Consider the following 24,351-nt stretch of genomic DNA (forward strand, 5'->3'; position numbering starts at 1 on the left):
TCAGGGGTTGCGTCGCTTTGCGGTGACTTCGATCTCGACCTTCATCTCGGGCTTCAAGAGTCCCGCGACGATCAGCATCGTTGCGGCCGGGCGGATGTCGCCGAGGACTTCGCCGCAGACCGCGAAATGAGCGTCCGCATCGTTGACGTCGGTGAGGTAGTAGGTCGCACGCACGATGTCGGCCATCGCGAAGCCGCCCTCCTTGAGGGCGGCTTCGATGGTCTTGAAGCAGTTCCGTGACTGGCTCGTGACATCTGCCGGCATGGTCATCGTGGTGTAGTCGTAGCCGGTGGTTCCGGCGACGAAGGCGAAGTCGCCGTCGATCACGGCGCGGCTGTAGCCGGCGGTCTTTTCGAACGGCGAGCCGGTGGAAATCAGGCGGCGGGGCATGCTGGACCTCGACGGAAAAATGGCTTTGCGCGGGGTTTACGGGCATTCTTGCCGCCCGCGCAACCCCTTGGATTCGAACCTAGGATTCGGCGCTTGGATTTCGGCCCTGCGGCCGGTGGTTAGTGGGACTGCTGCGTGGCGTCCGGCGGCGATGGCGGTGCGCCGGTCCAGCGCCTGATCAGGATGTCCCTGACGATCATGACCGAGATCAGGATCAGCATCACGGTGGTGACGAGGCCGCGCCAACGCGGGCGCGCGCCGTCGATTGCGGGAAGGTTCTCTGTCATGGCGCCCGCCTACGCCGCGTGCGGCACGGCAAGCGGTGCCTTGCGGGTCCGAGATGCCTTCTTGGGCAGCGGCGCGCCGGTCGGCGTGATCATGCCCCAGGCGCCGTCCAGCGCCCCCTCGACCAGCTCGAGGCCGAGCAGCCGCTCGCGCTCGAACGCGCCGGGCAGCGACAATTCGCCGGTCCCGGCGGCGGTGAAGCCGTAGCGGGCGTAGTAGGGCGCATCGCCGAGCAGGATCACGGCGCCATGGCCGCGGGCCTTCGCTATGGCCAGCGCGCGCTGCATCAGCGCTGCGCCGACGCCGAGGCCGCGGCAGTCGTCATCGACGGCCAGCGGCCCCAGCATCAGCGCGCTGCGGCCCCCCGCGCTGACGTGCCACAGCCGCACGGTTCCAACCAGCCGGCCGTCCTGGCGCACGGCCGCAAGGCTCAGGCCTTGGGCGGGCGCGCGTCCGTCGCGCAGGCGCTGGCAGGTGCGCGTATGGCGTTTGTCGCCAAAGCAGGCATCCAGCAGCGCTTCGCGCGCGACGACGTCCGAAGCCCGCTCCGCACGGATCGCGAACGGAGCGGCATTTCGGATGAGGGCAACGGGGGTGTTCCGTTTAGCAGTCATGGCACGTCAGTCCTCGCTCGCAACGGCCGGTCGTACGCCGCGGCAAGCGTCGTTCGAAAATTCAAAAATGGTTCGGCGAGGAGCCGGCGGAGCCGGCTCCCGGTTCAGGCCTCGAATAAGAGGCGGGTCAGATGTGGTAGGTTCGGAGCGGCGGAATGCCGTTGAAGGCCACCGACGAGTAGGTCGACGTATAGGCGCCGGTGCCTTCGATCAGCAGCTTGTCGCCGATCTCGAGCGTCACCGGGAGCGGATACGGCAGCTTCTCGTACAGCACGTCGGCAGAGTCGCAGGTCGGGCCCGCGAGCACGCACGGCGTCATGTCGGCCCCGTCATGCGGGGTGCGGATGGCGTAGCGGATCGACTCGTCCATCGTCTCGGCGAGCCCGCCGAACTTGCCGATATCGAGATAGACCCAGCGCACCTCGTCCTCGTCGCTCTTCTTCGAGATCAGAACGACTTCGGTCTCGATGATCCCGGCATTGCCGACCATGCCGCGGCCCGGCTCGATGATCGTCTCCGGGATCTGGTTGCCGAAATGCTTGCGCAGCGCGCGGAAGATCGACCGGCCATACTGCACGACCGGCGGAACGTCCTTGAGATACTTGGTCGGGAAGCCACCGCCCATGTTGACCATGGTGAGGTTGATGCCGCGCTCGGCGCAGTCACGGAACACGGTCGACGCCATCGCGAGCGCGCGGTCCCACGCCTTCACCTTGCGCTGCTGCGAGCCGACATGGAACGAAATGCCGCACGGCTCCAACCCGAGGCGCTTGGCGAGGTCGAGCACCTCGACCGCCATCTCCGGGTCGCAGCCGAACTTGCGCGACAGCGGCCACTCGGCGCCGGCGCAATCATAGAGGATGCGGCAGAACACCTTGGCGCCGGGAGCGGCGCGGGCGACCTTCTCGACCTCGGCGGCGCAATCGACTGCGAACAGGCGAATGCCGAGCGCGAAGGCGCGCGCGATGTCGCGCTCCTTCTTGATGGTGTTGCCATAGGAGATGCGGTCCGGCGTCGCACCGGCAGCCAGCGCCATTTCGATCTCCGCAACGGTCGCGGTGTCGAAGCAGGAGCCGAGCGAGGCGAGCAGGGAGAGCACTTCGGGCGCCGGGTTGGCCTTGACCGCGTAGAACACGCGGCTGTCCGGCAGCGCCTTGGCGAAGGTCTGGTAGTTGTCGCGCACGACCTCGAGGTCGACGACGAGGCACGGCTCGGTGTCGAGACCTTCGCTGCGGCGGTTGCGCAGGAATTCCTGGATACGTTCAGTCATGGCACTCTCCAACGGCCCCAGCGACGGGATCCGTATCAACGTGACGTCGGATAAGAGCGCTCCGGCCACATCGCGCGATGGAGGCGCAACGAAGCCGAAAAACTCAAACCAGACTGTGCTGCCGTGGATTGGTTGGGAGAGTTTCCCGCCCGCACACCTGGCAATGAAGGACAAGCCTTTTCAGTAGCCCGCGCCGGCGTTGGAATGCCGGTAGAGACCAAAAAAGCCCGATCCGTCGTTGCTTTAAGTCGCGTCCCCCGTTGAGAGCGGGGTGCGCCGGTTCGCCTCCGGCTGCCAGTCACGGTTGCAAAGAGTGGCGAGACCTTCAACGCGGCATCCCTGGAGAGAGATGCTGGCCGCCTCGTGTCCTCTCGGACGTAAGCGACCCTCGGTTCTTCCACCCCTTGGCGGCTGTCCGGCCTCTTGTCCGGATACCTACCGACTGACACACGACCACAGGCACGTGCGAAATTGGGCAAGGCAGGAAATAAGTCTTTTGACTTCGCGGCGCAAGAATTTTTTTGCGATAGCGGCAAATTTCCCTAACGCGTGCTTGCGATCTCGCGCGCAGCCCGTGTTGAAGATGAACGGCTGTTAAGAATGACTAACGAAGCGTGTGCGTTTTAGCCCTGTGCCGCAGCACTTTCTCGAATCGCACGAGGCTCACGCGCGACGCGTGAACGGCTCGACGCGTTGAGCTGCGCGGATGAAGGCGATCATGATCAGGACGCCGATGCCGAACAGCACGGCCTGCAGGATGTGCGCGGCGACATCGTCGAGCCCGAACAGGATCGCGAGCGCCCAGCCGCCGGCGAACGCCGCGCCGAACACTTCCGCGCCGATCAGGATCGCGGCCGAGATCACGGTGATGACGCTCGGCCAGGCGATGGTGCGATTGCCAGAGGCTGTGGGCTGCATGCTCATGAAATAGGTCCTGTTCAGGGGGCGCAATCTCTCCGAAAAGAGCCCATCTATCAAGCGCAAAAGGCCCAAAAATGCCGTATCGCGTGATATAGAGTGGGCCGCATTTTCAGGGCGAAAAACGGGATTTTCGATGTCAGAAACCAGCGCAGAAGCCAACGATCAGGTTCTTGCCAACCCCCTCCTGAAGGCGTGGCAGACGCCGCTCGAGACGCCGCCCTTCGCCGAGATCAAGCCGGAGCATTTCCTGCCCGCCTTCGAGCAGGCCTTCGCCGACCATTCGGCCGAAGTGGCTGCGATCACCCACGATCCGGCGCTGCCCGACTTCGACAACACCATCACGGCGCTGGAGCGCTCCGGCAAGCTGCTGTCGAAGGTCTCGGCGGTGTTCTACGACCTGGTTTCGGCCCATTCCAACCCGGCGATCCTGGAGATCGACAAGGAGGTCTCGCCCCGGATGGCGCGGCACTGGAATCCGATCATGATGAACGCTGTGCTGTTTGGCCGCATCGCCATGCTGCACGAGAAGCGCGCTTCGCTCGGCCTGACCGGCGAGCAGATGCGGCTCCTGGAGCGCACCTACACCCGCTTCCGCCGCTCCGGCGCCGGGCTCGACGAGGCCGCAAAGGCGCGGATGGCGGAGATCAACGAGCGGCTCGCCCATCTCGGCACCACGTTCAGCCACCACCTGCTCGGCGACGAGCAGGAGTGGTTCATGGAGCTCGGCGAGGGCGACCGCGCCGGCCTCTCCGACACGTTTGTGGCGGCCGCCAAGGCTGCGGCGGAAGAGCGCGGCATGCCGGGCAAGGCGATCGTGACGTTGTCGCGCTCCTCGGTCGAGCCGTTCCTGCAGAGCTCGCAGAGGCGCGACCTGCGCGAGAAGGTCTACAAGGCCTTCATTGCCCGCGGCGACAATGGCAACGCCAACGACAACAACGCGACCATCGTCGAGATCCTCAGGCTGCGCGAGGAGACCGCCAAGATCCTGGGCTTCCCGACCTATGCCGCCTACCGCCTGGAGGATTCCATGGCCAAGACGCCGGAGGCCGTGCGCGGCCTGCTGGAGCGGGTCTGGAAGCCGGCGCGGGTCCGGGCGCTCGCCGATCGCGACGCGCTGCAGGCGCTGATCGCGGAAGAGGGCGGCAATTTCGCCCTGGCCGCTTGGGATTGGCGCTACTACGCCGAAAAGCTGCGCCAGCGCCGCGCCAATTTCGACGATTCCGCGATCAAGCCCTATCTGGTGCTCGACCACATGATCGAGGCCGCCTTCGACTGCGCCACCCGCCTGTTCGGCGTCACCTTCGCGGAGCGCAAGGACGTCCCGGTCTGGCACCCGGATGTCCGGGTCTGGGAGGTCAAGGGCCGCGACGGCAAACACAAGGCGCTGTTCTACGGCGACTACTTCGCGCGGCCCTCGAAGCGCTCCGGCGCCTGGATGACCTCGCTGCGCGACCAGCAGAAGCTCGACGGCGGCGTCGCGCCGCTGGTCATCAATGTCTGCAACTTCGCCAAGGGCGCCGACGGCGCGCCGGCGCTGCTGTCGCCGGACGAAGCGCGGACCCTGTTCCACGAGTTCGGCCACGGCCTGCACGGCATGCTCTCTGACGTGACCTATCCGTCACTGTCTGGAACATCTGTCTTCACTGACTTCGTCGAGCTGCCGTCGCAGCTCTACGAGCACTGGCAGGAGCGGCCCGAGGTGCTGCAGCGCTTCGCCCGGCACTACCAGACCGGGGAGGCACTGCCGGACGATTTGCTCAAGCGCTTCCTCGCCGCGCGCAAGTTCAACCAGGGCTTTGCCACCGTGGAGTTCGTCTCCTCGGCGCTGGTCGATCTCGAGTTCCACACCCAGCCGGCGGCGGCGAGCTGGGACGTCCGCGCCTTCGAGCAGAAGGAGCTGGAGAAGATCGGGATGCCCGCCGAAATCTCGCTGCGGCACCGGCCGACCCAGTTCGGCCACATCTTCTCCGGCGACCATTACGCCTCCGGCTATTACAGCTACATGTGGTCGGAGGTGATGGACGCCGACGCGTTCGGCGCGTTCGAGGAGGCCGGCGACATCTTCGATCCGGCGACCGCCAAGCGCCTGCATGACGACATCTATTCGTCGGGCGGCTCGCGCGATCCGGAGGAGGCCTATGTCGCGTTCCGCGGCCGCGAGCCCGAACCGGACGCGCTGTTGCGCCGGCGCGGGCTGCTCGAGACGTCTGAGGCGGCCTGACGGTGCGGCCGTCCCTGAACCGGCTGATCGCCGGGTTCGCGTTGGCGGTGTCCGTCGTGCTCGGCACGGCGGCGGCCTGGGCGCATCCGCATGTCTGGATCACAGCCAAAAGCGAGCTGATCTACGCGCCCGACGGCACCATCACCGCGGTCCGGCATGCCTGGACCTTCGACGACATGTTCTCGACCTATGCGCTGCAGGGCATCGAGACCAAGGTGAAGGGCGCCTTCAGCCGCGAGGAGCTGGCGCCGCTGGCCCAGACCAATGTCGAGTCGCTGAAGGAATACGCCTACTTCACCTTCGCCAAGGGCGACGGCAAGAAGCAGAAGTTCACCGAGCCGGTCGACTACTTCCTCGAATACAAGGATTCGGCGTTGACGCTGCACTTCACTTTGCCGGTGAAGACGCCGTTCAAGGCCAAACAGCTCTCGCTCGAAGTGTTCGACCCGACCTATTTCATCGACTTCCAGTTCGCCGAGAAGGAGCCGGTCAAGCTGGTCGGCGCCGCGGCCGACTGCAAGATGCAGTTCGAGCGGCCGAACAGCGACGGTACCGCCGCCGCGCAGAAGCTCGGCGAGCAGAACTTCCTCGACGGCAGTGCCGGCAATTTTGCGATGATGTTCGCCAACAAGATCACGGTGGATTGCCCATGACGCCGATCGCCTCCCGCGTGATGCGCGGCCTCGCCGTCTCTGCTGCCGTGCTCGCGGCGCTCGCGCTGCTCGACGGTACGGTGCATGCGCTGCTGGCGCAAAATCCGTTCGGCGCGCCGCGCGCGGCCGAGCCGCAGGGCGGGCTGGTCGGCTGGCTGTTGGCCAAACAGTCGGAGTTCTATCGCGAGATGTCGCAGACCATCCGCGCCGCGAAATCCGATGGCTCGGCGGTCTGGACGCTGCTGGCGATCTCCTTCGCCTACGGGATTTTCCATGCCGCCGGGCCCGGTCACGGCAAGGCGGTGATTTCGTCCTACATGGTCGCCAACCGCGAGACCGCGCGGCGCGGAATTGTGCTGTCGTTCGCCTCGGCGCTGATGCAATCGCTGGTCGCCGTCCTGATCGTGGGCGTCTGCGCCTGGCTGCTCAACGCGACCGCCAAGACGATGTGCGGAGCGGAGAAGGCGATCGAGATCGCGAGCTACGCGCTGATCGCGGCGTTCGGCGCCCGGCTGGTCTGGGTCAAGGGCGGCGGCTTTGTCCGTGCGCTGCAGGTGCCGCGTCCGGCGCTGGCGCTGGCCGGCGCGCAGCAGCACGATCATGACCACCATCACCACGGCCATGATCACCATCATCATCACGCGCACGACGATCACGACCATCACCACGGCCACGATCATGGGCATGACGCGAGCCACGTCCATGACGAGCATTGCGGCCATTCGCACGGGCCGACGCCGGCCGAGCTTGAAGGACCCGGCGGCTGGCGGCGCGGCATCAGCGCGATCCTCACGGTCGGGATCCGGCCGTGCTCGGGCGCGATCCTGGTCCTGGTGTTCGCGCTGGCGCAGGGCCTGTTCTGGGCCGGCATCGCAGCGACCTTCGTGATGGGGCTCGGCACCGCCATCACGGTGGCGGCAATCGCACTCATCGCGGTGTCGGCGCGCGGCGTCGCGGAGCGGCTGAGTGCGGCGCGCGACGGCGGCGGCATGCTGATCATGCGCGGCCTGGAGTTCGCCGCCGCGGGTCTCGTGCTGCTGTTCGGGCTCGGGCTGTTGTTCGGTTATGTCGCAGCCGAGCGGGCGACGTGCCTTTGAGGTCCTAACTTCAAGTTATCCGTCATCCTGAGGAGGCGCGTCAGCGCCGTCTCGAAGGATGGACGGCCCGGCCGGTGGCCGATTCATCCTTCGAGACGCCGCTTCGCGGCTCCTCAGGATGACGGGAAGAGAGTTGGGCTCACCGCGCCAGATATCCCCGGATCGCCGGCAGGAAGAAGATCGCGATGTTGATGGCGAAGCCGATGCTCCAGAGGATCGAGCGCAGGGTCGGGCGATTGCCGATATAGGTGAAGACGTAGGCGATCCGCACGATCAGGAACAGCACGGCGAGCTCGTCGATCAGCCGCAGCGGGCCGACGCGGAATTCGGCGAGCAGCACGGCGAAGCCGAAGAACGGCAACGCTTCGAGGCCGTTCTGATGGGCGCCGAGCGCGCGCGAGCGGATCGGGTCGTCGTAGAAGTCGGGATCGCGCGGTCTTGAATTGTCGAACCCGCGGAAGCCGATCCATTTCACCGATACGACCGTCAGCAGCGAGAGCATCAGCGTCCCGAAGACGCACCATTCGGCGATCGTCATGGTTCCCCCTCATTCACGGAGCGGAACGTAGCCAACCCGCACTCGGCTTGACAAGGTTGGAGCAACGCGCGAAGCCCAAAGCCCCCAGGGCGAAGGACTTTAGCTGCAAGGCCATCATGAGCACGGTAATTCCGTTCGAGAGCCCGAAGTCCGCTGCGGCGCCGAAGCCGGAACGCGTCGGCGTGCTGCTGGTCAATCTCGGCACGCCGGATACGGCGGACGCCGCGGGCGTGCGGGTCTATCTCAGGGAATTCCTGTCCGATCCGCGGGTGATCGAGGATCAGGGCCTCCTCTGGAAGCTGATCCTCAACGGCATCATCCTGCGCGTCCGCCCGGCCCGCAAGGCGCGCGACTATCTGAAGATCTGGAACACCGAGAGGAACGAGTCGCCGCTGAAGACCATCACGCGGTCGCAGGCCGACAAGCTGGCGGAGGCGATCGCCGATCACGATCACGTCGTGGTCGACTGGGCGATGCGCTACGGCAATCCCTCCATCAAGGAGCGGATCGAGGCGCTGGCGGCGCAGGGCTGCGGCCGGCTCCTGGTGGTGCCGCTCTACCCGCAATATTCTGCGGCGACGTCGGCGACGGTCTGCGACGAGGCGTTTCGCGTGCTGGCCGGCATGCGCGCGCAGCCGATCCTGCGGGTGACGCCGCCTTATTATGACGACCCCGATTACATCGAGGCGCTTGCGGTTTCGATCAATGCGCATCTCGCGACACTGCCGTTCCAGCCCGAGATCATCGTCGCCTCGTTCCACGGCATGCCGAAGGAGTATGTCGACAAGGGCGATCCCTATCAGGCGCAATGCATCGCCACCACAAACGCGCTGCGCAAGCGGCTCGGGCTCGATGCCGTCAGGCTGATCCTCACCTTCCAGTCGCGCTTCGGCAATGCCGAGTGGCTGCAGCCCTATACCGACAAGACAATCGAGAAGCTGGCCAAGGACGGCGTGCGGCGCGTAGCCGTGGTCACGCCCGGCTTCTCCGCCGATTGCCTGGAGACGCTGGAGGAGATCGCGCAGGAGAACGCCGAGATATTCCGGCACAATGGCGGCGAGCAGTTCGCCGCGGTCCCCTGTCTCAACGACAGCGATCCCGGCATGGCCGTGATCCGCCAGCTCGTGCTGCGTGAGCTCCAAGGCTGGATTTAACAAGGCTGGATTTAACACGGCTGGATCTAACAAGGGTGGATCTAGCAAGGCCCGGATCGGATTGTTAACGATCGGTGACAGCAGGACCGGCTATTCGGTTGCATCTGGTAGTCCGACAGCAGCTTCCAATGTGCTAGGTAGAACGACAGCCGGCCTGAACCGGCGCCGCGGTCGTGCCGACCAATGCACGAGCGCGCCTGGCGACGGTCTCGCCGGCTCTGGAGGACTTCATGACTGGCTTCGACATTTTCGCGATTGCGTTCGTTCTTCTCGTCATCGTTACGCTATTCGCCGGGATCAAGACCGTCCCGCAGGGTTTCGACTGGACCATCGAGCGGTTCGGCAAATACACCCGCACGCTGTCGCCCGGCCTGAATCTGATCGTGCCGTATTTCGATCGCATCGGCCGCAAGATCAACATGATGGAGCAGGTGATCGACATCCCCGAGCAGGAGGTGATCACCAAGGACAACGCCACCGTGACGGTGGACGGCGTCGCGTTCTACCAGGTGTTCGATGCGGCGAAGGCGAGCTACGAGGTCGCCAATCTCAACCAGGCGATCACGGTGCTGACCATGACCAACATCCGCTCGGTGATGGGCTCGATGGACCTCGACCAGGTGCTGTCGCATCGCGACGAGATCAACGAGCGGCTGCTGCGGGTGGTCGACGCCGCGGTGTCGCCGTGGGGCGTCAAGGTCAACCGCATCGAGATCAAGGACATCGTGCCGCCGGCCGACCTCGTCGAGGCGATGGGCCGGCAGATGAAGGCCGAGCGCGTCAAGCGCGCCGATATCCTGCAGGCGGAAGGCCAGCGGCAGTCGGAGATCCTGCGCGCCGAGGGCGCCAAGCAGGGCCAGATCCTGCAGGCCGAGGGGCGCCGCGAGGCCGCCTTCCGCGACGCCGAGGCGCGCGAGCGTCTCGCCGAGGCCGAGGCCAAGGCGACCCAGATGGTGTCGGAATCGATCGCCAAGGGCGACGTCGCCGCGCTGAACTACTTCATCGCCGACAAATACATCAAGGCGTTCGGCCAGCTCGCGGAATCGCCGAACCAGAAGGTGCTGATGCTGCCAATCGAAACCTCGAGCGTGCTGGGCTCGCTCGCCGGCATCGGCGAGATCGCCCGCGCCACCTTCGGCGAGAGCGCGGCATCCGCCAGCGCCGCAGCGCGGCGCGGCGGCTCGGTGCCGCCGGCCGGTCCACAGGCACCACCGCCGGTGCCGCCGCAGCGGTGAGGACGTGACGACGTCACGCCTGCAATGGTAGAGGTCGTATCATGGCCGAGATGTTTTCGACATTGGGTACCCTGGAACTGGCTGATCTTCGGCTTCATCCTAATGGCGCTGGAGCTTGCGGCGCCCGGGGTGTTCCTGTTCTGGCTCGGGCTCGCGGCGCTCCTGGTCGGCCTGCTGTCCTTCGTGTTCACGCCGTCCTGGCAGGTACAGCTGTTGATGTTCGCGGTGTTCGCCGCGCTGGCGGTGCCGGCCTGGCGGCATTTTGCCAGGGGCGCGACCGCGGCGAGCAAGACCAATCCGTTCCTCAACCGCCGCAACGAAGCGCTGGTCGGCCGCGAATTCACGCTGGAGAAGCCGATTATCGACGGCGCAGGCACGGTGCGGATCGACGACACGGTGTGGCGCGTCGCCGGCCCCGATGCGCCGGCCGGCAGCCGTGTCAAGGTGGTCCGCGCCGACGGCGCCAGCCTGACGGTGGCCGCAGTCTAGCTGCCAGCGCGCTTGCTCCAGCGCTCGGCGAAGCGGTTCAGCGGCGTGAACGTCGCAAACAGCTCTCTTCCGAGCACGGTGAGGCCGTAACCATCATCGGTCAGCTCGACGAGGCCCGCCTCGCGCAGCTCGGTTAGTCGCGTCTGCAAGATCGTCGGCGAGGCTTCGTCACAGGCGCTGCGCAGCGCGCGCGAGGTCAGCGCGCCCTCGCGCAATTCCCAGAAGATGCGCAAGGTCCAGCGCCGCCCCAACAGATCGAGCAGCGCCATGATCGGGCGGCCGGACCGCGAGCCGCGGACGCCGGGTTTTGCTGTCGGAACTTGCTTCGCCATGTCGCCAATCCCTCTCGAATCCCGCTTGCGTCGATCGCTACAGATATTGTAGCGTATCGCTGCAATAAATGTAGCAATGAGACCGAGCCATGTCACGCATCGCGCCGCTCGATCCGCCCTATGCGGCGGACGTTCAACAGCATTTCGACCGCATCATGCGCGGCAAGCCGCCGCTCGTGCTGTTCCGCATGATGGCGGCCCATCCGCGCGCCTGGGAGAAATTCCGCGGCGCCAGCCTGCTGGATCGCGGGCCGCTGCCGCTGCGCGAGCGGGAGATCGTGATCGACCGCACCTGCGCGCTGAACAGATGCGAATACGAATGGGGCGTGCATGTCACGGCGTTCGGCGCCGCCGCCAAGCTGTCCGCGCAGCAGATCCACGCCACCATGCACGGTGCGGCCGATGCCGATTGCTGGTCAACGTCGGAACAGGCGCTGATCGCGACGGTCGACGCGCTGCATGAGCGTGCGACGCTGGATGACGCGGAATTCGCTGCGCTGTCGGCGCATTACGATGAGGATCAGATCCTGGAGATCATCCTGCTGTGCGGCTTCTACCGCACGGTCTCATATCTCGCCAACGCGCTGGCCTTGCCGCTGGAGGCGACGGCGGCGCGGTTTCCGAAGTAATCACCGTCATTCCGGGGCGACGCGAAGCGGCGAGCCCGGAATCCATAACCACCATCGTGAGTATGGATTCCGGGCTCGCGCCAAGAGGCGCGCCCCGGAATGACAAAAAGGGCCTACGCCACGCCCGCGCGCAGCAGGTCGTGCAGATGGATGATGCCGACCGGCTTCTTCGCGTCGGTCACGATCAGCGTGGTGATCTTCGAGGCGTTGAGCAGCTCGAGCGCTTCGCCGGCCAGCGTGTCGCGGCCGATCGTCTTCGGCGTGGTGGTCATCACCTCGTCGACCGACAGCGTCAACAGTTCGGGCCGCATCTGCCGGCGCAGATCGCCGTCGGTGACGATGCCGACGAGATGGCCGTGGCGGTCGACGATGCCGACGCAGCCGAAACCCTTCGACGTCATCTCGACCAGCGCATCCGACATCTTGGTGCCGAGCGGCTTGAGCGGCAGCGCGTCGCCGCTATGCATCAGGTCGCGGGCATATTTCAGCAGCGCGCCGAGCTTGCCGCCCGGATGCAGCACGCTGAAATCGGTCGAGGTGAAGCCGCGGCCCTCGAGCAGCGCGATCGCCAGCGCATCGCCGAGCGCCAGCATCATCAGCGAGGAGGTCGTCGGCGCCAGATTGTGCGGGCAGGCCTCGCGGGCCTTCGGCAGCGTCAGCTGCACGTCGGCGGCCTTGCTCAGCGTCGATTCCTTGTCGGCGGTCATCGCGATCAGCGGAATGCCGAAACGCGCGGCATAGGCGATCAGGTTGCGCATCTCGGCCTGTTCGCCGGACCAGGACAGCGCCAGCATCACGTCATCGGCGGTGATCATGCCGAGATCGCCGTGGCTCGCTTCCGCCGAGTGCACGAAGAACGCCGGCGTGCCGGTCGAGGCGAAAGTCGCGGCGATCTTGCGGCCGATATGACCTGATTTGCCGAGTCCGGTCACGATCAGCCGCCCCTTGGCCTTGCGGATCAGCTCGGCCGCCGCCGTGAACGCCGCGCCGAGATCGGACGTGAGGGCCGCGGACAGCGCAGCGACGCCGCTGGCTTCGGCATCGAGGGTGCGGAGCGCCGACTGAACGGCGCCGTCATCGGGGCCGGATGATTTGGTCATCAGCGGTTTCGGTTTGGCCATTTCGGATTCCAGGGGAGGGGTTTTGCACCCGGGCGTCTCCCTTAGCACGTTCGATTCGGCGATGCGACGCGCGGCCGCCGCTCCTCAACGGCTCATTAACCATAATTGTTTTAACTCCATTAACGACGTTTTCCGCCACCCGGTGGAATGCGTACGTCAAGTGCATGAATTCGTTGGGGTATTTCCATCGTGGTGCGGCGGCCAGCAAGCGGCCCAAATCGGCGCGGACGCCTCGTTCGCGTGGCTTTGCCGTGCCTTTTGCTAACGGCTCTTTTGCTGACTGCGACCGGCGGCCTCGCCACCGCCCAGACCGTGACGCCGGATTTGTTCAGCCCGAACCGGCAAAGCCAGGTGATCACCCAGGATTCGCCGCTGCGCCGGACCCAGCTCGACGCCATGGATCCGCTCAACGGCCTGAAGCTGCCGGATGCCGATCCCACCCGGCGTTCGTCGTCATCGACGTCGACCACAGAGCGCCTCGGGCAAATCCCGACCTATGGGCTCCCCGCCGCGAACGGCGCCGCGACGTCCGGCTATGACTCGCTCAACCGCAAACGTCTCAAGCCGAAATATTATCCGGGCCAGGCCAAGCCGAAGCCGCCGCCGGGGCCGGGCTCGCCGGTGCCGCCGCCACCGCCGCTGAATGCGGCCGGGCAGCTGCGGCTGTCGATCCCGCCGTCGGAGGCTGCCGCCAAGGCGCCGCTGCCGCCGGCGATGGCCGGTACCATCGTCGGCCAGCCGCCGCGGAGGCGGCTCAAGCTCGACGACGATCCGTTCGGCGCGGTCGGCGATTACGCCGGCTCGTTCATGGTCAAGACCGCGGTCGAGGTGATGGCCGGCTACGACACCAATCCGGGCCGCCTGTATCAGCCGCAGGGCAAGGCGTTCTACATGGTGTCGCCGGAATTCGTCGCGATGTCGGACTGGGAGCGTCACGCCGTCGTCGCCGATCTGCGCGGCTCGTTCACCGGCTACGGCTCGCAGCTGACGCCCAACGCCGACGGCACGCCGCTGTCGGCGCCGCTCGATGTCGACCGTCCGAACTTCACCGGCCATATCGACGGCCGTCTCGATGTGTCGAAGGACACGCATCTGACGGCGCAGGCCCGCCTGCTGGTCTCGACCGACAATCCCGGCAGCCCGAACGTGCAGGCGGGTCTTGCCAAATATCCGATCTACAGCACGGTCGGCGGCACCTTCGGCATCGACCAGCATTTCAACCGCATGCAGGTCTCGCTCGGCGCCACCGTCGACCGCACCGATTACCAATGGTCGAAGCTCACCGACGGCACCTCGTCGTCGAACGACGACCGCAACTTCAGCCAATATGGCGGCATCGGCCGCGTCAGTTATGAGCTCAATCCGGCGGTAAAGCCGTTCGTCGAGGTGCAGGGCGACAGTCGCGTCCACGATCTCTATCTCGACCGCGCCGGCTACGCGCGCGATTCGTCGGGCGGTTACGTCAAGGCCGGTACCTCGTTCGAGTTCACCCGGATGCTGTTCGGCGAGATCTCGATCGGCTACGCGATGCGCGACTATGCCGACACAAGGCTCAACCGGCTCGAGGGCCTGCTCACCACGGCGTCGCTGACCTGGACCGCGACGCCGCTGACCACGGCCAAATTCTATTCCGACACCCAGCTCGGCGAGACCACGCTGCCCGGCACCTCGGGCGTGCTGTCGCGTACCTACACCGTCGAGGTCGATCACGACTTCCGCCGCTGGCTGACCGCAATCGGCAAGTTCACCTACGGCACGCTCGAGTACCAAGGCGACAACCGCAACGACACCGTCTACTCGGTGTCGACCGATATCATCTACAAGATGACCCGCAGCCTCTGGATCAAGGGCACCATCCGCCGCGACTGGCTGGATTCGAACCAGCCGCTGCAGAGCTCGGCGTCGACGGTGGTGATGCTCGGCGTGCGGGTGCAGAACTAGCAGTTCCCAAAACGTCGACAGCGCGGCGAACTAGTGATCACGATGCTAGGAGTACCCGCAGGTCCTTCTCGATGTGAGCTAGCAAGGCAACTTGCAACAATGGAAAGCTCTCAGGAGCTGATGTCTGGGGGGTGGCCGAACTCGCGTACTTCTTGAAAGTAGCTGAGCTCTTCCTCCGCTTGGATGCCACCTTCTTCTGTTTGCCGTGATCCAGGTCGTGCTGAAGATCGGTCCTCAGGACGTTAACATCAACGAATGAATTCGGAATGTTGTCTCCTAGTCGATCGCCGATTCCCTCCCAAAATACGAAATAAAGTCCGCTTACGAAGTCGCGATACTCGGCATAGTTGCGGATTGGACTTGCGAGAGTTCGAATAGCGGTCATAGTCTTGTTGGTGGGCTTGATGAGATCGGTGCCATGGTCCGCAGCGTGAACCTTCTCGACTAGACTAGCAATCGAGTCGCCCAATCGCTTGATCTCCTGGTGGAGCCCACTGCTGGCGATAACCGTTGGACCAAATACATCTAGGAACGAGGGGTCGAATTGCAGCAGCTTTCGTAAGAGAATTGTATGACGAGTCTTCGCCGCTCCCTTTACGTTGGCGTTCACCGATCTCTGAAAGACAGACCTCTTCACGCTGCCAGTCTGGGATCTCGTAACGGTCTCTCCTCTTGTAGATCTTGTCGAGCGCACGCTTCTTTGATTCTATCTTCATTGTGCCTTCCCCCAATTAGGCAGCGTACCGAAGCGCAACGAGGGATTGCAACGGAAATTTTGCTCAAATGCTGATTGGAGTGGCATCCTACGTCAAACCATATCCAAGTGTCCTGTGGACTACTCGGTGCGCATGGTAAGACGTAGAGAGAAAAGGGGCGCAACTTGTTTGAGCCCGATCTCCCCCTACGCCGAGCGCAAGCAAAACTTGGTTCGGACACCGCCAAAATTGGAAAGGGGGAGTGAGCGTGATCAACACACTCGCATTGCTTTGCGAGCTTGGTATCGAAGGCGCATCTTATCGCACCATGTCGTCTCATTGACAGCATGGAATTGGATATCGAACTTAGGGCGAGAATAGCGCCCTGAAGGTTTATCGGTGGTCACCGTGCGAGATGATGATCTGCGCCGCACTCGCCGGGGCACTCACCCCGGCAGATCCGTCTTCCCCATCAGGAACGCGTCGATCGCGCGCGCGCATTGGCGGCCTTCGCGGATCGCCCAGACGACGAGCGACTGGCCGCGGCGCATGTCGCCGGCGGAGAAGATCTTTGCGCGCGAGGTCTGGTAGTCGTGCAGCGAGGCGCGGACATTGCCGCGCTGGTCGAGGTCGACGCCCAAGGTCTTGAGCAGGCCCTCGTGCACCGGATGGACGAAGCCCATCGCCAGCAGCACCAGCTCGGCGTCGAGCGTGAACTCGGTGCCGGGCAGCGGCTTGAACTTGTCGTCGACCTTGACGCAATGCAGCTTGCTGACCTTGCCGTCCTTGCCTTCGAACCTGGTCGTCAGCACGGCGAATTCGCGCACCGCGCCTTCGGCCTGGCTCGACGAGGTCCGCATCTTCAGCGGCCAGTTCGGCCAGGTCACGCCCTTGTTCTCGTGCTCGGGCGGCGCCGGCATGATCTCGAGCTGGGTCACCGAGAGCGCGCCTTGCCGGAACGAGGTGCCGATGCAGTCCGATCCGGTGTCGCCGCCGCCGATCACGACGACATGCTTGCCGCCGGCGAGGATGTCGACCGCGCCGTTCAGCGATTCGCCGGAGACGCGGCGGTTCTGCTGCGGCAGGAAGTCCATCGCGAAGTGGATGCCGGCAAGATCGCGGCCCGGGATCGGCAGGTCGCGCGGGGCTTCCGCGCCGCCGGTCAGCGCCACCGCGTCAACCTGCTTGGCGAGCTCCTGCGGGTCGATCGCGTCGGGGGTCGAGCCGCCGACGGCCTTGCCGTAGTGGAAGGTGACGCCCTCGGCTTCCATCTGTGCGACGCGGCGGTCGATGACGCCCTTCTCCATCTTGAAGTCGGGAATGCCATAGCGCAGCAGGCCGCCGGCCTTGGCGAACTTCTCGTAGACATGCACCTCGTGGCCGGCGCGCGCGAGCTGCTGGGCCGCGGCCATGCCGGCGGGACCGGAGCCGATCACGGCGACCTTCTTGCCGGTCTTCTGCGCGGCGATCTCCGGCTTGACCCAGCCATTGTCCCAGGCGCGGTCGACGATCGCGCATTCGATGGTCTTGATGGTGACCGGGTTGTCGTCGATGTTGAGCGTGCAGGACGCCTCGCACGGCGCCGGGCAGATCCGGCCGGTGAATTCGGGGAAGTTGTTGGTCGAGTGCAGGTTGCGCGAGGCTTCTTGCCAGTTGCCCTGATAGACGAGGTCGTTGAAATCGGGGATCTGGTTGTTGACCGGGCAGCCCGGCGTGCCCGGCACGGTCGAGCCGGTACCGTGGCAATAGGGGATGCCGCAATTCATGCAGCGCGCCGCCTGGTCGCGGGTGTCCTTCTCGCTCAGCGGAACGACGAATTCCTTGAAGTTCTTGAGCCGATCGGCGACCGGCTCGTACTTGCGGTCATGCCGCTCGATCTCGAGGAAACCTGTGATCTTGCCCATTTAAACCCGATGCCCCTGCATCATGTGTTCGTCTGTTCTGTTTCGTTATCTTCCGTCATTGCGAGGAGCGTAGCGACGAAGCAATCCATCGTTCGGCTTGTGGCGCTATGGATTGCTTCGCTGCGCTCGCAATGACGAGCTCGTGTCGTTACGCGCCGATCGCGATTTTCGGCTCGGCGTCGGCGTTGGCCTTCATTTCCTTCAGCGCGCGGCGGTACTCCACCGGCATCACCTTGCGGAATTTCGGCAGCCAGGTCTTCCAGTTGGCGAGGATCTCCGCCGCCTTCTTCGAGCCGGTCAGCTTGGCGTGACGCGTGATCAGCACATGCAGCCGCTCCACGTCGGAGTCGAGCAGGTTCTGGAACACGTCGACCCGGCCATGCGCCTCGAGATCGCCGGAGTGATGGTAGGTGTCGGCGTTGATCATCTCTTCCGACAGCACCGGCTCCAGCTCGACCATCGACAGGTTGCAGAGCTTGTTGAAGTCGCCGGCCTCGTCCAGCACATAGGCGATGCCGCCGGACATGCCGGCCGCGAAGTTGCGCCCGGTCTTGCCGAGCACCACCACGATGCCGCCGGTCATGTATTCGCAGCAATGATCGCCGGCGCCTTCGACGACCGCGACCGCGCCGGAGTTGCGCACCGCGAAGCGCTCGCCGGCGATGCCGCGGAAGTAGCATTCGCCCGCGATCGCGCCGTACATCACGGTGTTGCCGACGATGATCGACTCCTCGGGCACGATGCCGGAGATCTTCGGCGGCTTGACGATGATGCAGCCGCCCGAGAGGCCCTTGCCGACATAGTCGTTGCCTTCACCCTCGAGCTCGAAGGTGACGCCCTTGGCGAGCCAGGCGCCGAACGCCTGTCCGGCGGTGCCCTTCAGGCCGACATGGATGGTGTCGAGCGGCAGGCCGGCATGGCCGTAGATCTTGGCCACCGCGCCCGACAGCATCGCGCCGGCGGAACGGTCGGTGTTGTTGATCTCTTCCTCGATCCTGACCGGCGCGCCGCGATCGAGCGCAGCCTGCGCCTTCTCGATCAGCCGGCGGTCGAGCACGGCTTCCAGATGGTGGTTCTGGCGTTCCGAGTGATAGATCGTCTGGCCCTTCTCCTCCTTCTGCCGCACGAACAGCTTGGAGAAATCGAGGCCCTTGGCCTTCCAGTGCGAGACCAGTGCGGTCTGGTCCAGCATCTGGACCTGGCCGACCATGTCGTCGAACTTCTTGTAGCCGAGCTGCGCCATGATCTCGCGGACTTCCTCGGCGACGAAGAAGAAGTAGTTGATGACGTGCTCGGGCTGGCCGGTGAAGCGCTTGCGCAGCACCGGATCCTGGGTCGCGACCCCGACCGGGCAGGTGTTGAGGTGGCACTTGCGCATCATGATGCAGCCCGCCGCGATCAAGGGCGCAGTGGCGAAGCCGAACTCGTCGGCGCCGAGCAGCGCGCCGATCACGACGTCGCGGCCGGTGCGGAAACCGCCGTCGACCTGCACCGCGATGCGGCTGCGCAGCCGCTGGCGCACCAGCGTCTGATGGGTTTCGGCAAGGCCGATCTCCCACGGCGAGCCGGCATGCTTGATCGAGGTCAGCGGCGAGGCACCGGTGCCGCCCTCGAAGCCGGCGATGGTCACATGGTCGGCGCGCGCCTTGGCGACGCCGGCGGCAACCGTGCCGACGCCGACTTCGGACACCAGCTTGACCGAGACCTGGCCGTCGGGATTGACGTTCTTGAGATCGTAGATCAGCTGGGCGAGGTCTTCGATCGAGTAGATGTCGTGATGCGGCGGCGGCGAGATCAGGCCGACGCCCGGCGTCGAGTGGCGGACGCGGGCGATCGTGGCGTCGACCTTGTGGCCGGGCAGCTGGCCGCCTTCGCCGGGCTTGGCGCCCTGCGCCATCTTGATCTGCATCATGTCGGAGTTGACGAGATATTCCGTCGTCACGCCGAACCGGCCCGAGGCGACCTGCTTGATCGCCGAGCGCATGCTGTCGCCGTTGGGCAGCGGCTTGAAGCGGTCGGATTCCTCGCCGCCTTCGCCGGTGTTCGACTTGCCGCCGATCCGGTTCATCGCGATCGCGAGCGTGGTATGCGCCTCGCGCGAGATCGAGCCGAACGACATCGCGCCGGTGGAGAAGCGCTTGACGATCTCCTTGGCCGGCTCGACCTCCTCGAGCTTGACCGGCTTGCGCTTGTCGTCCTCGGCGCTCTTGATCCGGAACAGGCCGCGCAGCGTCAAAAGACGCTCGGACTGCTCGTTGAGGATCTTGGCGAACGCCCGGTAGCGCTCCTGCGAGTTGCCGCGCACGGCATGCTGCAGGGTCGAGACCGACTCCGCGGTCCAGGCATGGTCCTCGCCGCGGGTGCGGTAGGCATATTCGCCGCCGACATCGAGCGCGCTCTTGTAGATCTGGCCGTCACCGAACGCGTCGGTGTGGCGCCGCACGGTCTCCTCGGCGATCTCGCCGAGGCCGACGCCCTCGATGCGGGTGTGGGTGCCGGCAAAATACTTCGCGACGAAGTCCGCCTTGAGGCCGACCGCGTCGAAGATCTGCGCGCCGCAATAGGACTGGTAGGTCGAGATGCCCATCTTGGACATCACCTTGAGCAGGCCCTTGCCGATCGACTTGATATAGCGCTTGACGATCTCGTAGTCGTCGAGCGCGCCGGGCAGCCGGTCCTTCATCGCGAGGATGGTCTCGAACGCGAGATAGGGGTTGATCGCTTCAGCACCGTAGCCGGCGAGGCAGGCGAAGTGATGCACTTCGCGCGGCTCGCCGGATTCGACCACCAGGCCGACCGAGGTGCGCAGGCCGGTGCGGATCAGATGATGATGCACGGCGGCGCAGGCCAACAGCGACGGGATCGGGATCCGGTCGGTGCCGGTCATGCGGTCCGACAGGATGATGATGTTGATGCCCTCGCGCACCGCGCCCTCGGCGCGCGCGCAGAGCTCGTCGAGCACCTGCTCCATGCCCGCCGCGCCGAATCCGGCGTGGAAGGTGGTGTCGAGCGTGCGCGACTTGAAATGGGTCTCGGCGACGTCGGAGATCGAGCGGATCTTCTCCAGATCCGCGTCGGTCAGGATCGGCTGCCGCACCTCGAGCCGCTTGGTCGAGGCGACGCCCTGTAGGTCGAACAGGTTCGGCCGCGGCCCGATGATCGAGACCAGGCTCATCACGATCTCTTCGCGGATCGGGTCGATCGGCGGGTTCGTCACCTGCGCGAAGTTCTGCTTGAAGTAGGTGAACAGCTGCTTCGGCTTGTCCGACAGCGCCGAGATCGGCGTGTCGTTGCCCATCGAGCCGGCGGCTTCCTCGCCGGTGGACGCCATCGGCGTCATCAGGATGTTGATGTCTTCCTGGCTGTAGCCGAACGCCTGCTGGCGGTCGAGCAGCGGCAGGTTGGAGCGCACGCCCTTGGCCGGCGCATCCGGCAGTTCCTCGAGCTGGATCTGGGTGCGATGCAGCCAGTCGCTGTAGGGATGGCTCTTGGCGAGGTCGGCCTTGATCTCGTCGTCGGGAATCAGGCGGCCCTGCTCGAGGTCGACGAGCAGCATCTTGCCGGGTTGCAGCCGCCACTTGGTGACGATCTGGTCCTCCGGAATCTTCAAGACGCCCATTTCGGACGCCATCACGATGCGGTCGTCCTTGGTGACGAGATAGCGCGCCGGACGCAGGCCGTTGCGGTCGAGCGTCGCGCCGATCTTGCGGCCATCGGTGAACGCGATCGCAGCCGGGCCGTCCCACGGCTCCATCAGCGCGGCGTGATACTCGTAGAACGCGCGGCGCTGCTCATCCATCAGGGGATTGCCGGCCCACGCTTCCGGTATCATCATCATCACGGCGTGCGGCAGCGAGTAACCGCCCTGCACCAGGAATTCGAGCGCGTTGTCGAAGCAGGCGGTGTCGCTCTGGCCTTCATAGGAGATCGGCCACAGCCGGCTGATGTCCTTGCCGTAAGCTTCCGAATGCACCGAGGCCTGCCGCGCCGCCATCCAGTTGACGTTGCCGCGCAGCGTGTTGATTTCGCCGTTATGGGCGATCATCCGGTAGGGATGCGCCAGCGACCAGGTCGGGAAGGTGTTGGTCGAGAAGCGTTGATGCACCAGCGCCAGCGCGCTGTCGAAGTCCGCTTCATGCAGGTCGGGATAGTACTTGCCGAGCTGGTCGGCGAGGAACATGCCCTTGTAGATCACGGTGCGGCACGACAGCGAGCACGGATAATAGCCCGCCATGCCGCGGTCGCGGCGCTGATAGATCGCCTGCGAGATCGACTTGCGCAGGATGTAGAGCCGGCGCTCGAAATCGTCCTCGGTCTTGGCGGCGCCGTTGCGGCCGATGAAGACCTGCATGTGGTAGGGCTCGGTCGGCTTCACGGTGACGCCGAGCGAGGAATTGTCACTGGGCACGTCGCGCCAGCCGAGCAGCTTGAAGCCCTCGTTCTTGATCTCGTCGGCGATGATGCTCTTGATCACGTTCCGCCACGCCGCATCGCGCGGCATGAACAGCGCGCCGATGGCGTATTCGCCGGGCTGCGGCAGTTTGAAGCCGAGCTCCGCGGTCTTGCGCGCGAAGAAGGTGTGCGGGATCTGCACCAGGATGCCGGCGCCGTCGCCGGCGCGCGGGTCGGCGCCGACGGCGCCGCGATGCTCGAGGTTGCACAGGATGTTCAGCGCGTCGGAGACGATCTGATGCGACTTCTGGCCCTTGATGTTGGCGATGAAGCCGACGCCGCAGGAGTCCTTTTCCAGGCTCGGATCGAACAGGCCTTCGGCTTCAGGACGCCAGGTATGAAGTTCAGGCGTATGAAGCTCGCGCGCGGGTTCGGCGGCTTTCGAGTCCGCGGTCGCCGACAGCGTACCTGCCACGATGATTTCGCGCTCGAATTCCGACCCGCTCATGTGTCCTCTCCCTTGCGTAAGGGGTCTCACCCTGTTTGGCGCACCTTGGACGTTGCGGCACCCACCGGGCCACCGCTCGTCCGCCGCGAGCCGCATTTTCCTAAATTCAGACGACGGGCGTTTCAACGTCCCCTGAGGGACGACCCTGCCTGCAGCATTCTCGGAGCCCGGGGCGCCGAGGTTTCGTTGCAATCCCCATGCCGGGATGGCCTCGAAATTGAGACAGCCTTGCTGTCGTAACCTCGACCTTGCCAAATTTTTGTCTATCACACAAGCGCGAGGAAGTCCCCGCTTGCATGCTCGGATCGGACGGCTCGATAGCCACCTGGCGCCCCCGATTCGAAGCAAACACGCCGTGATCTGGCCCAAGCAGCGACCAAGGACCGCCGAATTTCAAACCGAAATTTTACTCCCGGGCAAGCCGGCAAGAAAGCGGAAACGCTCCTGGGGGCGGGGCAGACAGGAGTTACGGCGATGAAGTTGTTCACAGGTTCGGTTGCAGCCGCCGCCCTCGCGCTCAGCGCGGCCTCGGCCCAGGCCCAGCTGGCGACGTCCGCCCGGATCGGCAGCCCGCTTTTGGTCAGGGTGTCCGACATCGGTGAGCCCTACGCCGCCATGCCGGAAGTTCCGCCGCCGCCGCGCTATGGCCGGGTCCCGAGCCTGCTGCCGCCGGTCGAGGTCTACACAGTGCTGCGCGAGAACGGCTATCTGCCGCTCGGTGCGCCGCAGCAGCGCGGCTTCGTCTACACCATCTCGGTGATCGACCAGGGTGGCGATGACGGCCGGCTGGTGATCGACGCCCGCGACGGGCACATCATCCGCTTCACCCCGGCCTATCGGCTCGGCGACAATTACGAGGAAGAGATGAGCGCGACCTACGGCCCGGTCGGCCCGATGCTGCGGCCGATCCAGGCGAGGGTGCCGCGGCCACCGCTCCCGATCCCCCATGTCGCAAGCCGCGTGCCGGTGCCGAAGCGGAGCCCGCTCTCGGCCAAGGCCCAGGCCCCTGCGACAGTCCAGGCTCCCGCGCCGGCCGCCGCGCCGCAACCGGCACCCGCCGAGGCAGCCGCACCGGCGCCGGCCGAGCAGGCGGCGGCACCTTCGAAGCCGGCCGAGACCCAGGCGGCGACGCAGCAGGCCGCTCCGCGGGCCGAGGCCCCGACCGTCGGTCAGGCCGCTCCACCACCGGCGGCGCCCCCGCCGGCGATCCTGCCGACCCAGGAAATGCCGAAGGTGCAGGGGTTGGAGTGAGGGTTGGAGTGATCAAGGTCGCTGCGTAGCCCGGATGCAGCGCAGCGAAATCTGGGGTCATTCCCGCGGCGGGACTTGCCCCGGATTACGCGGAGCCTGTCATCGGGCGCGCGTACGCGCGACCCGTTGGCTCCATCCGGGCTACGGAAATTGAGCGAGCCAAAAAAAACGCCCCGGTTTCCCGGGGCGTTTTCGCGTGCAGCCAATATCTGCTGACGCTGGAGATGGTGCTTAGGCCGCGACCTTGGCCGAGCCGTCGACGACCTGCGGCGCCTTCTCGCCGCTGCCGATCGGAATGCTGCGGGGCTTCTTGGCCTCGGGAATCTCGCGGACGAGATCGACGTGGAGCAGGCCGTTCTCGAGCGAGGCGTTCTTCACCTGTACGAAGTCGGCAAGCTGGAAGGCGCGCTCGAAGGCGCGCGAGGCGATGCCGCGATAGAGCACTTCGGAGCCGTTGCCGGAATTCTCGTTGGCGGTTTTCTCGCCCTTGATCGTCAGCGTGTTCTCCTTCGCGACGATCGAAAGCTCGGCCTGCGAGAAGCCGGAGACCGCAACGCTGATCCGGTAAGCATTCTCGCCGGTGCGCTCGATGTTGTAGGGGGGATAGCCGGGGCTGCCGTCCGAGGTCACCTGATCGAGCAGGTTGAAGAGACGGTCGAAGCCGACGGTGGAACGATAAAACGGAGTGAGGTCGTAGCTACGCATAGGATG

Annotated in this window: 21 protein-coding genes and 1 pseudogene; 10 read left to right on the plus strand and 12 right to left on the minus strand. The window is 65.3% G+C overall.

Annotated elements, in window-relative coordinates; genetic code table 11:
• The 4 genes from ACVINW_RS16620 to ACVINW_RS16635 form a co-directional block, all read right to left on the minus strand.
• On the minus strand, positions 1 to 390 hold the full coding sequence (locus tag ACVINW_RS16620; RefSeq protein WP_456752303.1) for a RidA family protein: 390 nt from the start codon (positions 388 to 390) through the stop codon (positions 1 to 3).
• A 119-nt stretch (positions 391 to 509) separates the two neighbouring features.
• On the minus strand, positions 510 to 677 hold the full coding sequence (locus tag ACVINW_RS16625; RefSeq protein ID WP_456752304.1) for a hypothetical protein: 168 nt from the start codon (positions 675 to 677) through the stop codon (positions 510 to 512).
• A 9-nt stretch (positions 678 to 686) separates the two neighbouring features.
• Positions 687 to 1,289: a GNAT family N-acetyltransferase gene (locus ACVINW_RS16630; protein WP_456752305.1), complete on the minus strand. Its 603-nt coding sequence runs from the start codon at positions 1,287 to 1,289 to the stop codon at positions 687 to 689.
• 127 nt (positions 1,290 to 1,416) lie between these two features.
• Positions 1,417 to 2,559 carry a type III PLP-dependent enzyme gene (locus ACVINW_RS16635; protein WP_456752306.1) on the minus strand — a complete coding sequence of 381 codons (1,143 nt, stop codon included), beginning with the start codon at positions 2,557 to 2,559 and terminating at the stop codon, positions 1,417 to 1,419.
• On the opposite strand from ACVINW_RS16635, the gene ACVINW_RS16640 reads away from it, so the two are divergent.
• The gene (locus ACVINW_RS16640; RefSeq protein ID WP_212012021.1) at positions 2,558 to 2,746 is read left to right on the plus strand and encodes a hypothetical protein; all 189 of its coding nucleotides are present in this window, start codon (positions 2,558 to 2,560) and stop codon (positions 2,744 to 2,746) included. The two genes, ACVINW_RS16635 and ACVINW_RS16640, sit on opposite strands and share 2 nt — an antisense overlap.
• Positions 2,747 to 3,222: 476 nt before the next feature.
• On the opposite strand, the gene ACVINW_RS16645 is transcribed toward ACVINW_RS16640, so the two are convergent.
• On the minus strand, positions 3,223 to 3,483 hold the full coding sequence (locus tag ACVINW_RS16645) for a hypothetical protein (RefSeq protein WP_456752307.1): 261 nt from the start codon (positions 3,481 to 3,483) through the stop codon (positions 3,223 to 3,225).
• 130 nt (positions 3,484 to 3,613) lie between these two features.
• Here ACVINW_RS16645 and ACVINW_RS16650 point away from each other — a divergent pair, with 130 nt between their 5' ends.
• From ACVINW_RS16650 to ACVINW_RS16660, 3 genes are read left to right on the plus strand one after another with little or no spacing between them, the layout of a single operon-like run.
• On the plus strand, positions 3,614 to 5,701 hold the full coding sequence (locus tag ACVINW_RS16650) for a M3 family metallopeptidase (RefSeq protein WP_456752308.1): 2,088 nt from the start codon (positions 3,614 to 3,616) through the stop codon (positions 5,699 to 5,701).
• A 14-nt stretch (positions 5,702 to 5,715) separates the two neighbouring features.
• Positions 5,716 to 6,354, plus strand: coding sequence for a DUF1007 family protein (locus ACVINW_RS16655; protein ID WP_456756415.1), 639 nt, complete (start codon positions 5,716 to 5,718; stop codon positions 6,352 to 6,354).
• Positions 6,351 to 7,451, plus strand: coding sequence for a nickel/cobalt transporter (locus ACVINW_RS16660; protein WP_456752309.1), 1,101 nt, complete (start codon positions 6,351 to 6,353; stop codon positions 7,449 to 7,451). Before ACVINW_RS16655 ends, ACVINW_RS16660 begins: the two co-directional genes overlap by 4 nt.
• A 139-nt stretch (positions 7,452 to 7,590) precedes the next feature.
• Here ACVINW_RS16660 and ACVINW_RS16665 read toward each other — a convergent pair whose 3' ends face one another.
• A complete protein-coding gene (locus ACVINW_RS16665) occupies positions 7,591 to 7,989 on the minus strand; it encodes an MAPEG family protein (protein WP_456752310.1) in 399 nt (132 codons plus the stop codon).
• Positions 7,990 to 8,105: 116 nt separating this feature from the next.
• Between ACVINW_RS16665 and hemH the strand changes: the two genes are divergently transcribed.
• The 3 genes and pseudogenes from hemH (at position 8,106) to ACVINW_RS16680 (ending at position 10,867) form a co-directional block, all read left to right on the plus strand.
• Positions 8,106 to 9,143, plus strand: coding sequence for a ferrochelatase (gene hemH, locus ACVINW_RS16670; protein ID WP_456752311.1), 1,038 nt, complete (start codon positions 8,106 to 8,108; stop codon positions 9,141 to 9,143).
• 230 nt (positions 9,144 to 9,373) lie between these two features.
• Entirely contained in the window at positions 9,374 to 10,378 is a 1,005-nt protein-coding gene (locus ACVINW_RS16675; protein ID WP_456752312.1) for an SPFH domain-containing protein, read from the plus strand.
• 41 nt (positions 10,379 to 10,419) lie between these two features.
• Positions 10,420 to 10,867, plus strand: a pseudogene (locus tag ACVINW_RS16680) (NfeD family protein).
• Here ACVINW_RS16680 and ACVINW_RS16685 read toward each other — a convergent pair.
• Positions 10,864 to 11,199 (minus strand): winged helix-turn-helix transcriptional regulator, encoded by a 336-nt coding sequence (locus ACVINW_RS16685; RefSeq protein WP_456752313.1) that lies wholly within the window; start codon positions 11,197 to 11,199, stop codon positions 10,864 to 10,866. The pseudogene ACVINW_RS16680 and the gene ACVINW_RS16685 sit on opposite strands and share 4 nt — an antisense overlap.
• A gap of 89 nt (positions 11,200 to 11,288) precedes the next feature.
• Here ACVINW_RS16685 and ACVINW_RS16690 point away from each other — a divergent pair, with 89 nt between their 5' ends.
• Positions 11,289 to 11,828: a carboxymuconolactone decarboxylase family protein gene (locus ACVINW_RS16690; RefSeq protein ID WP_456752314.1), complete on the plus strand. Its 540-nt coding sequence runs from the start codon at positions 11,289 to 11,291 to the stop codon at positions 11,826 to 11,828.
• Positions 11,829 to 11,941: 113 nt separating this feature from the next.
• Here ACVINW_RS16690 and ACVINW_RS16695 read toward each other — a convergent pair whose 3' ends face one another.
• On the minus strand, positions 11,942 to 12,949 hold the full coding sequence (locus ACVINW_RS16695; protein WP_456752315.1) for a KpsF/GutQ family sugar-phosphate isomerase: 1,008 nt from the start codon (positions 12,947 to 12,949) through the stop codon (positions 11,942 to 11,944).
• Between the two features lie 189 nt (positions 12,950 to 13,138).
• Between ACVINW_RS16695 and ACVINW_RS16700 the strand changes: the two genes are divergently transcribed.
• Complete coding sequence (locus ACVINW_RS16700; RefSeq protein WP_456752316.1) at positions 13,139 to 14,890, plus strand: outer membrane beta-barrel protein; 1,752 nt, start codon at positions 13,139 to 13,141, stop codon at positions 14,888 to 14,890.
• Positions 14,891 to 14,927: 37 nt separating this feature from the next.
• Here the strand turns inward: ACVINW_RS16700 and ACVINW_RS16705 are convergent, their stop codons facing one another.
• The 3 genes from ACVINW_RS16705 to gltB form a co-directional block, all read right to left on the minus strand.
• On the minus strand, positions 14,928 to 15,500 hold the full coding sequence (locus ACVINW_RS16705; RefSeq protein WP_456752317.1) for a hypothetical protein: 573 nt from the start codon (positions 15,498 to 15,500) through the stop codon (positions 14,928 to 14,930).
• Positions 15,501 to 16,031: 531 nt separating this feature from the next.
• Positions 16,032 to 17,489, minus strand: coding sequence for a glutamate synthase subunit beta (locus ACVINW_RS16710; protein WP_456752318.1), 1,458 nt, complete (start codon positions 17,487 to 17,489; stop codon positions 16,032 to 16,034).
• A 148-nt stretch (positions 17,490 to 17,637) separates the two neighbouring features.
• Positions 17,638 to 22,389 (minus strand): glutamate synthase large subunit, encoded by a 4,752-nt coding sequence (gene gltB, locus ACVINW_RS16715; protein WP_456752319.1) that lies wholly within the window; start codon positions 22,387 to 22,389, stop codon positions 17,638 to 17,640.
• A 474-nt stretch (positions 22,390 to 22,863) separates the two neighbouring features.
• On the opposite strand from gltB, the gene ACVINW_RS16720 reads away from it, so the two are divergent.
• On the plus strand, positions 22,864 to 23,640 hold the full coding sequence (locus tag ACVINW_RS16720) for a hypothetical protein (protein WP_456752320.1): 777 nt from the start codon (positions 22,864 to 22,866) through the stop codon (positions 23,638 to 23,640).
• Between the two features lie 231 nt (positions 23,641 to 23,871).
• On the opposite strand, the gene ACVINW_RS16725 is transcribed toward ACVINW_RS16720, so the two are convergent.
• Entirely contained in the window at positions 23,872 to 24,345 is a 474-nt protein-coding gene (locus tag ACVINW_RS16725; protein WP_456752321.1) for an Hsp20 family protein, read from the minus strand.
• Positions 24,346 to 24,351: the final 6 nt, after the last annotated feature.

The sequence above is a fragment of the Bradyrhizobium sp. USDA 4461 genome, from assembly GCF_054055655.1.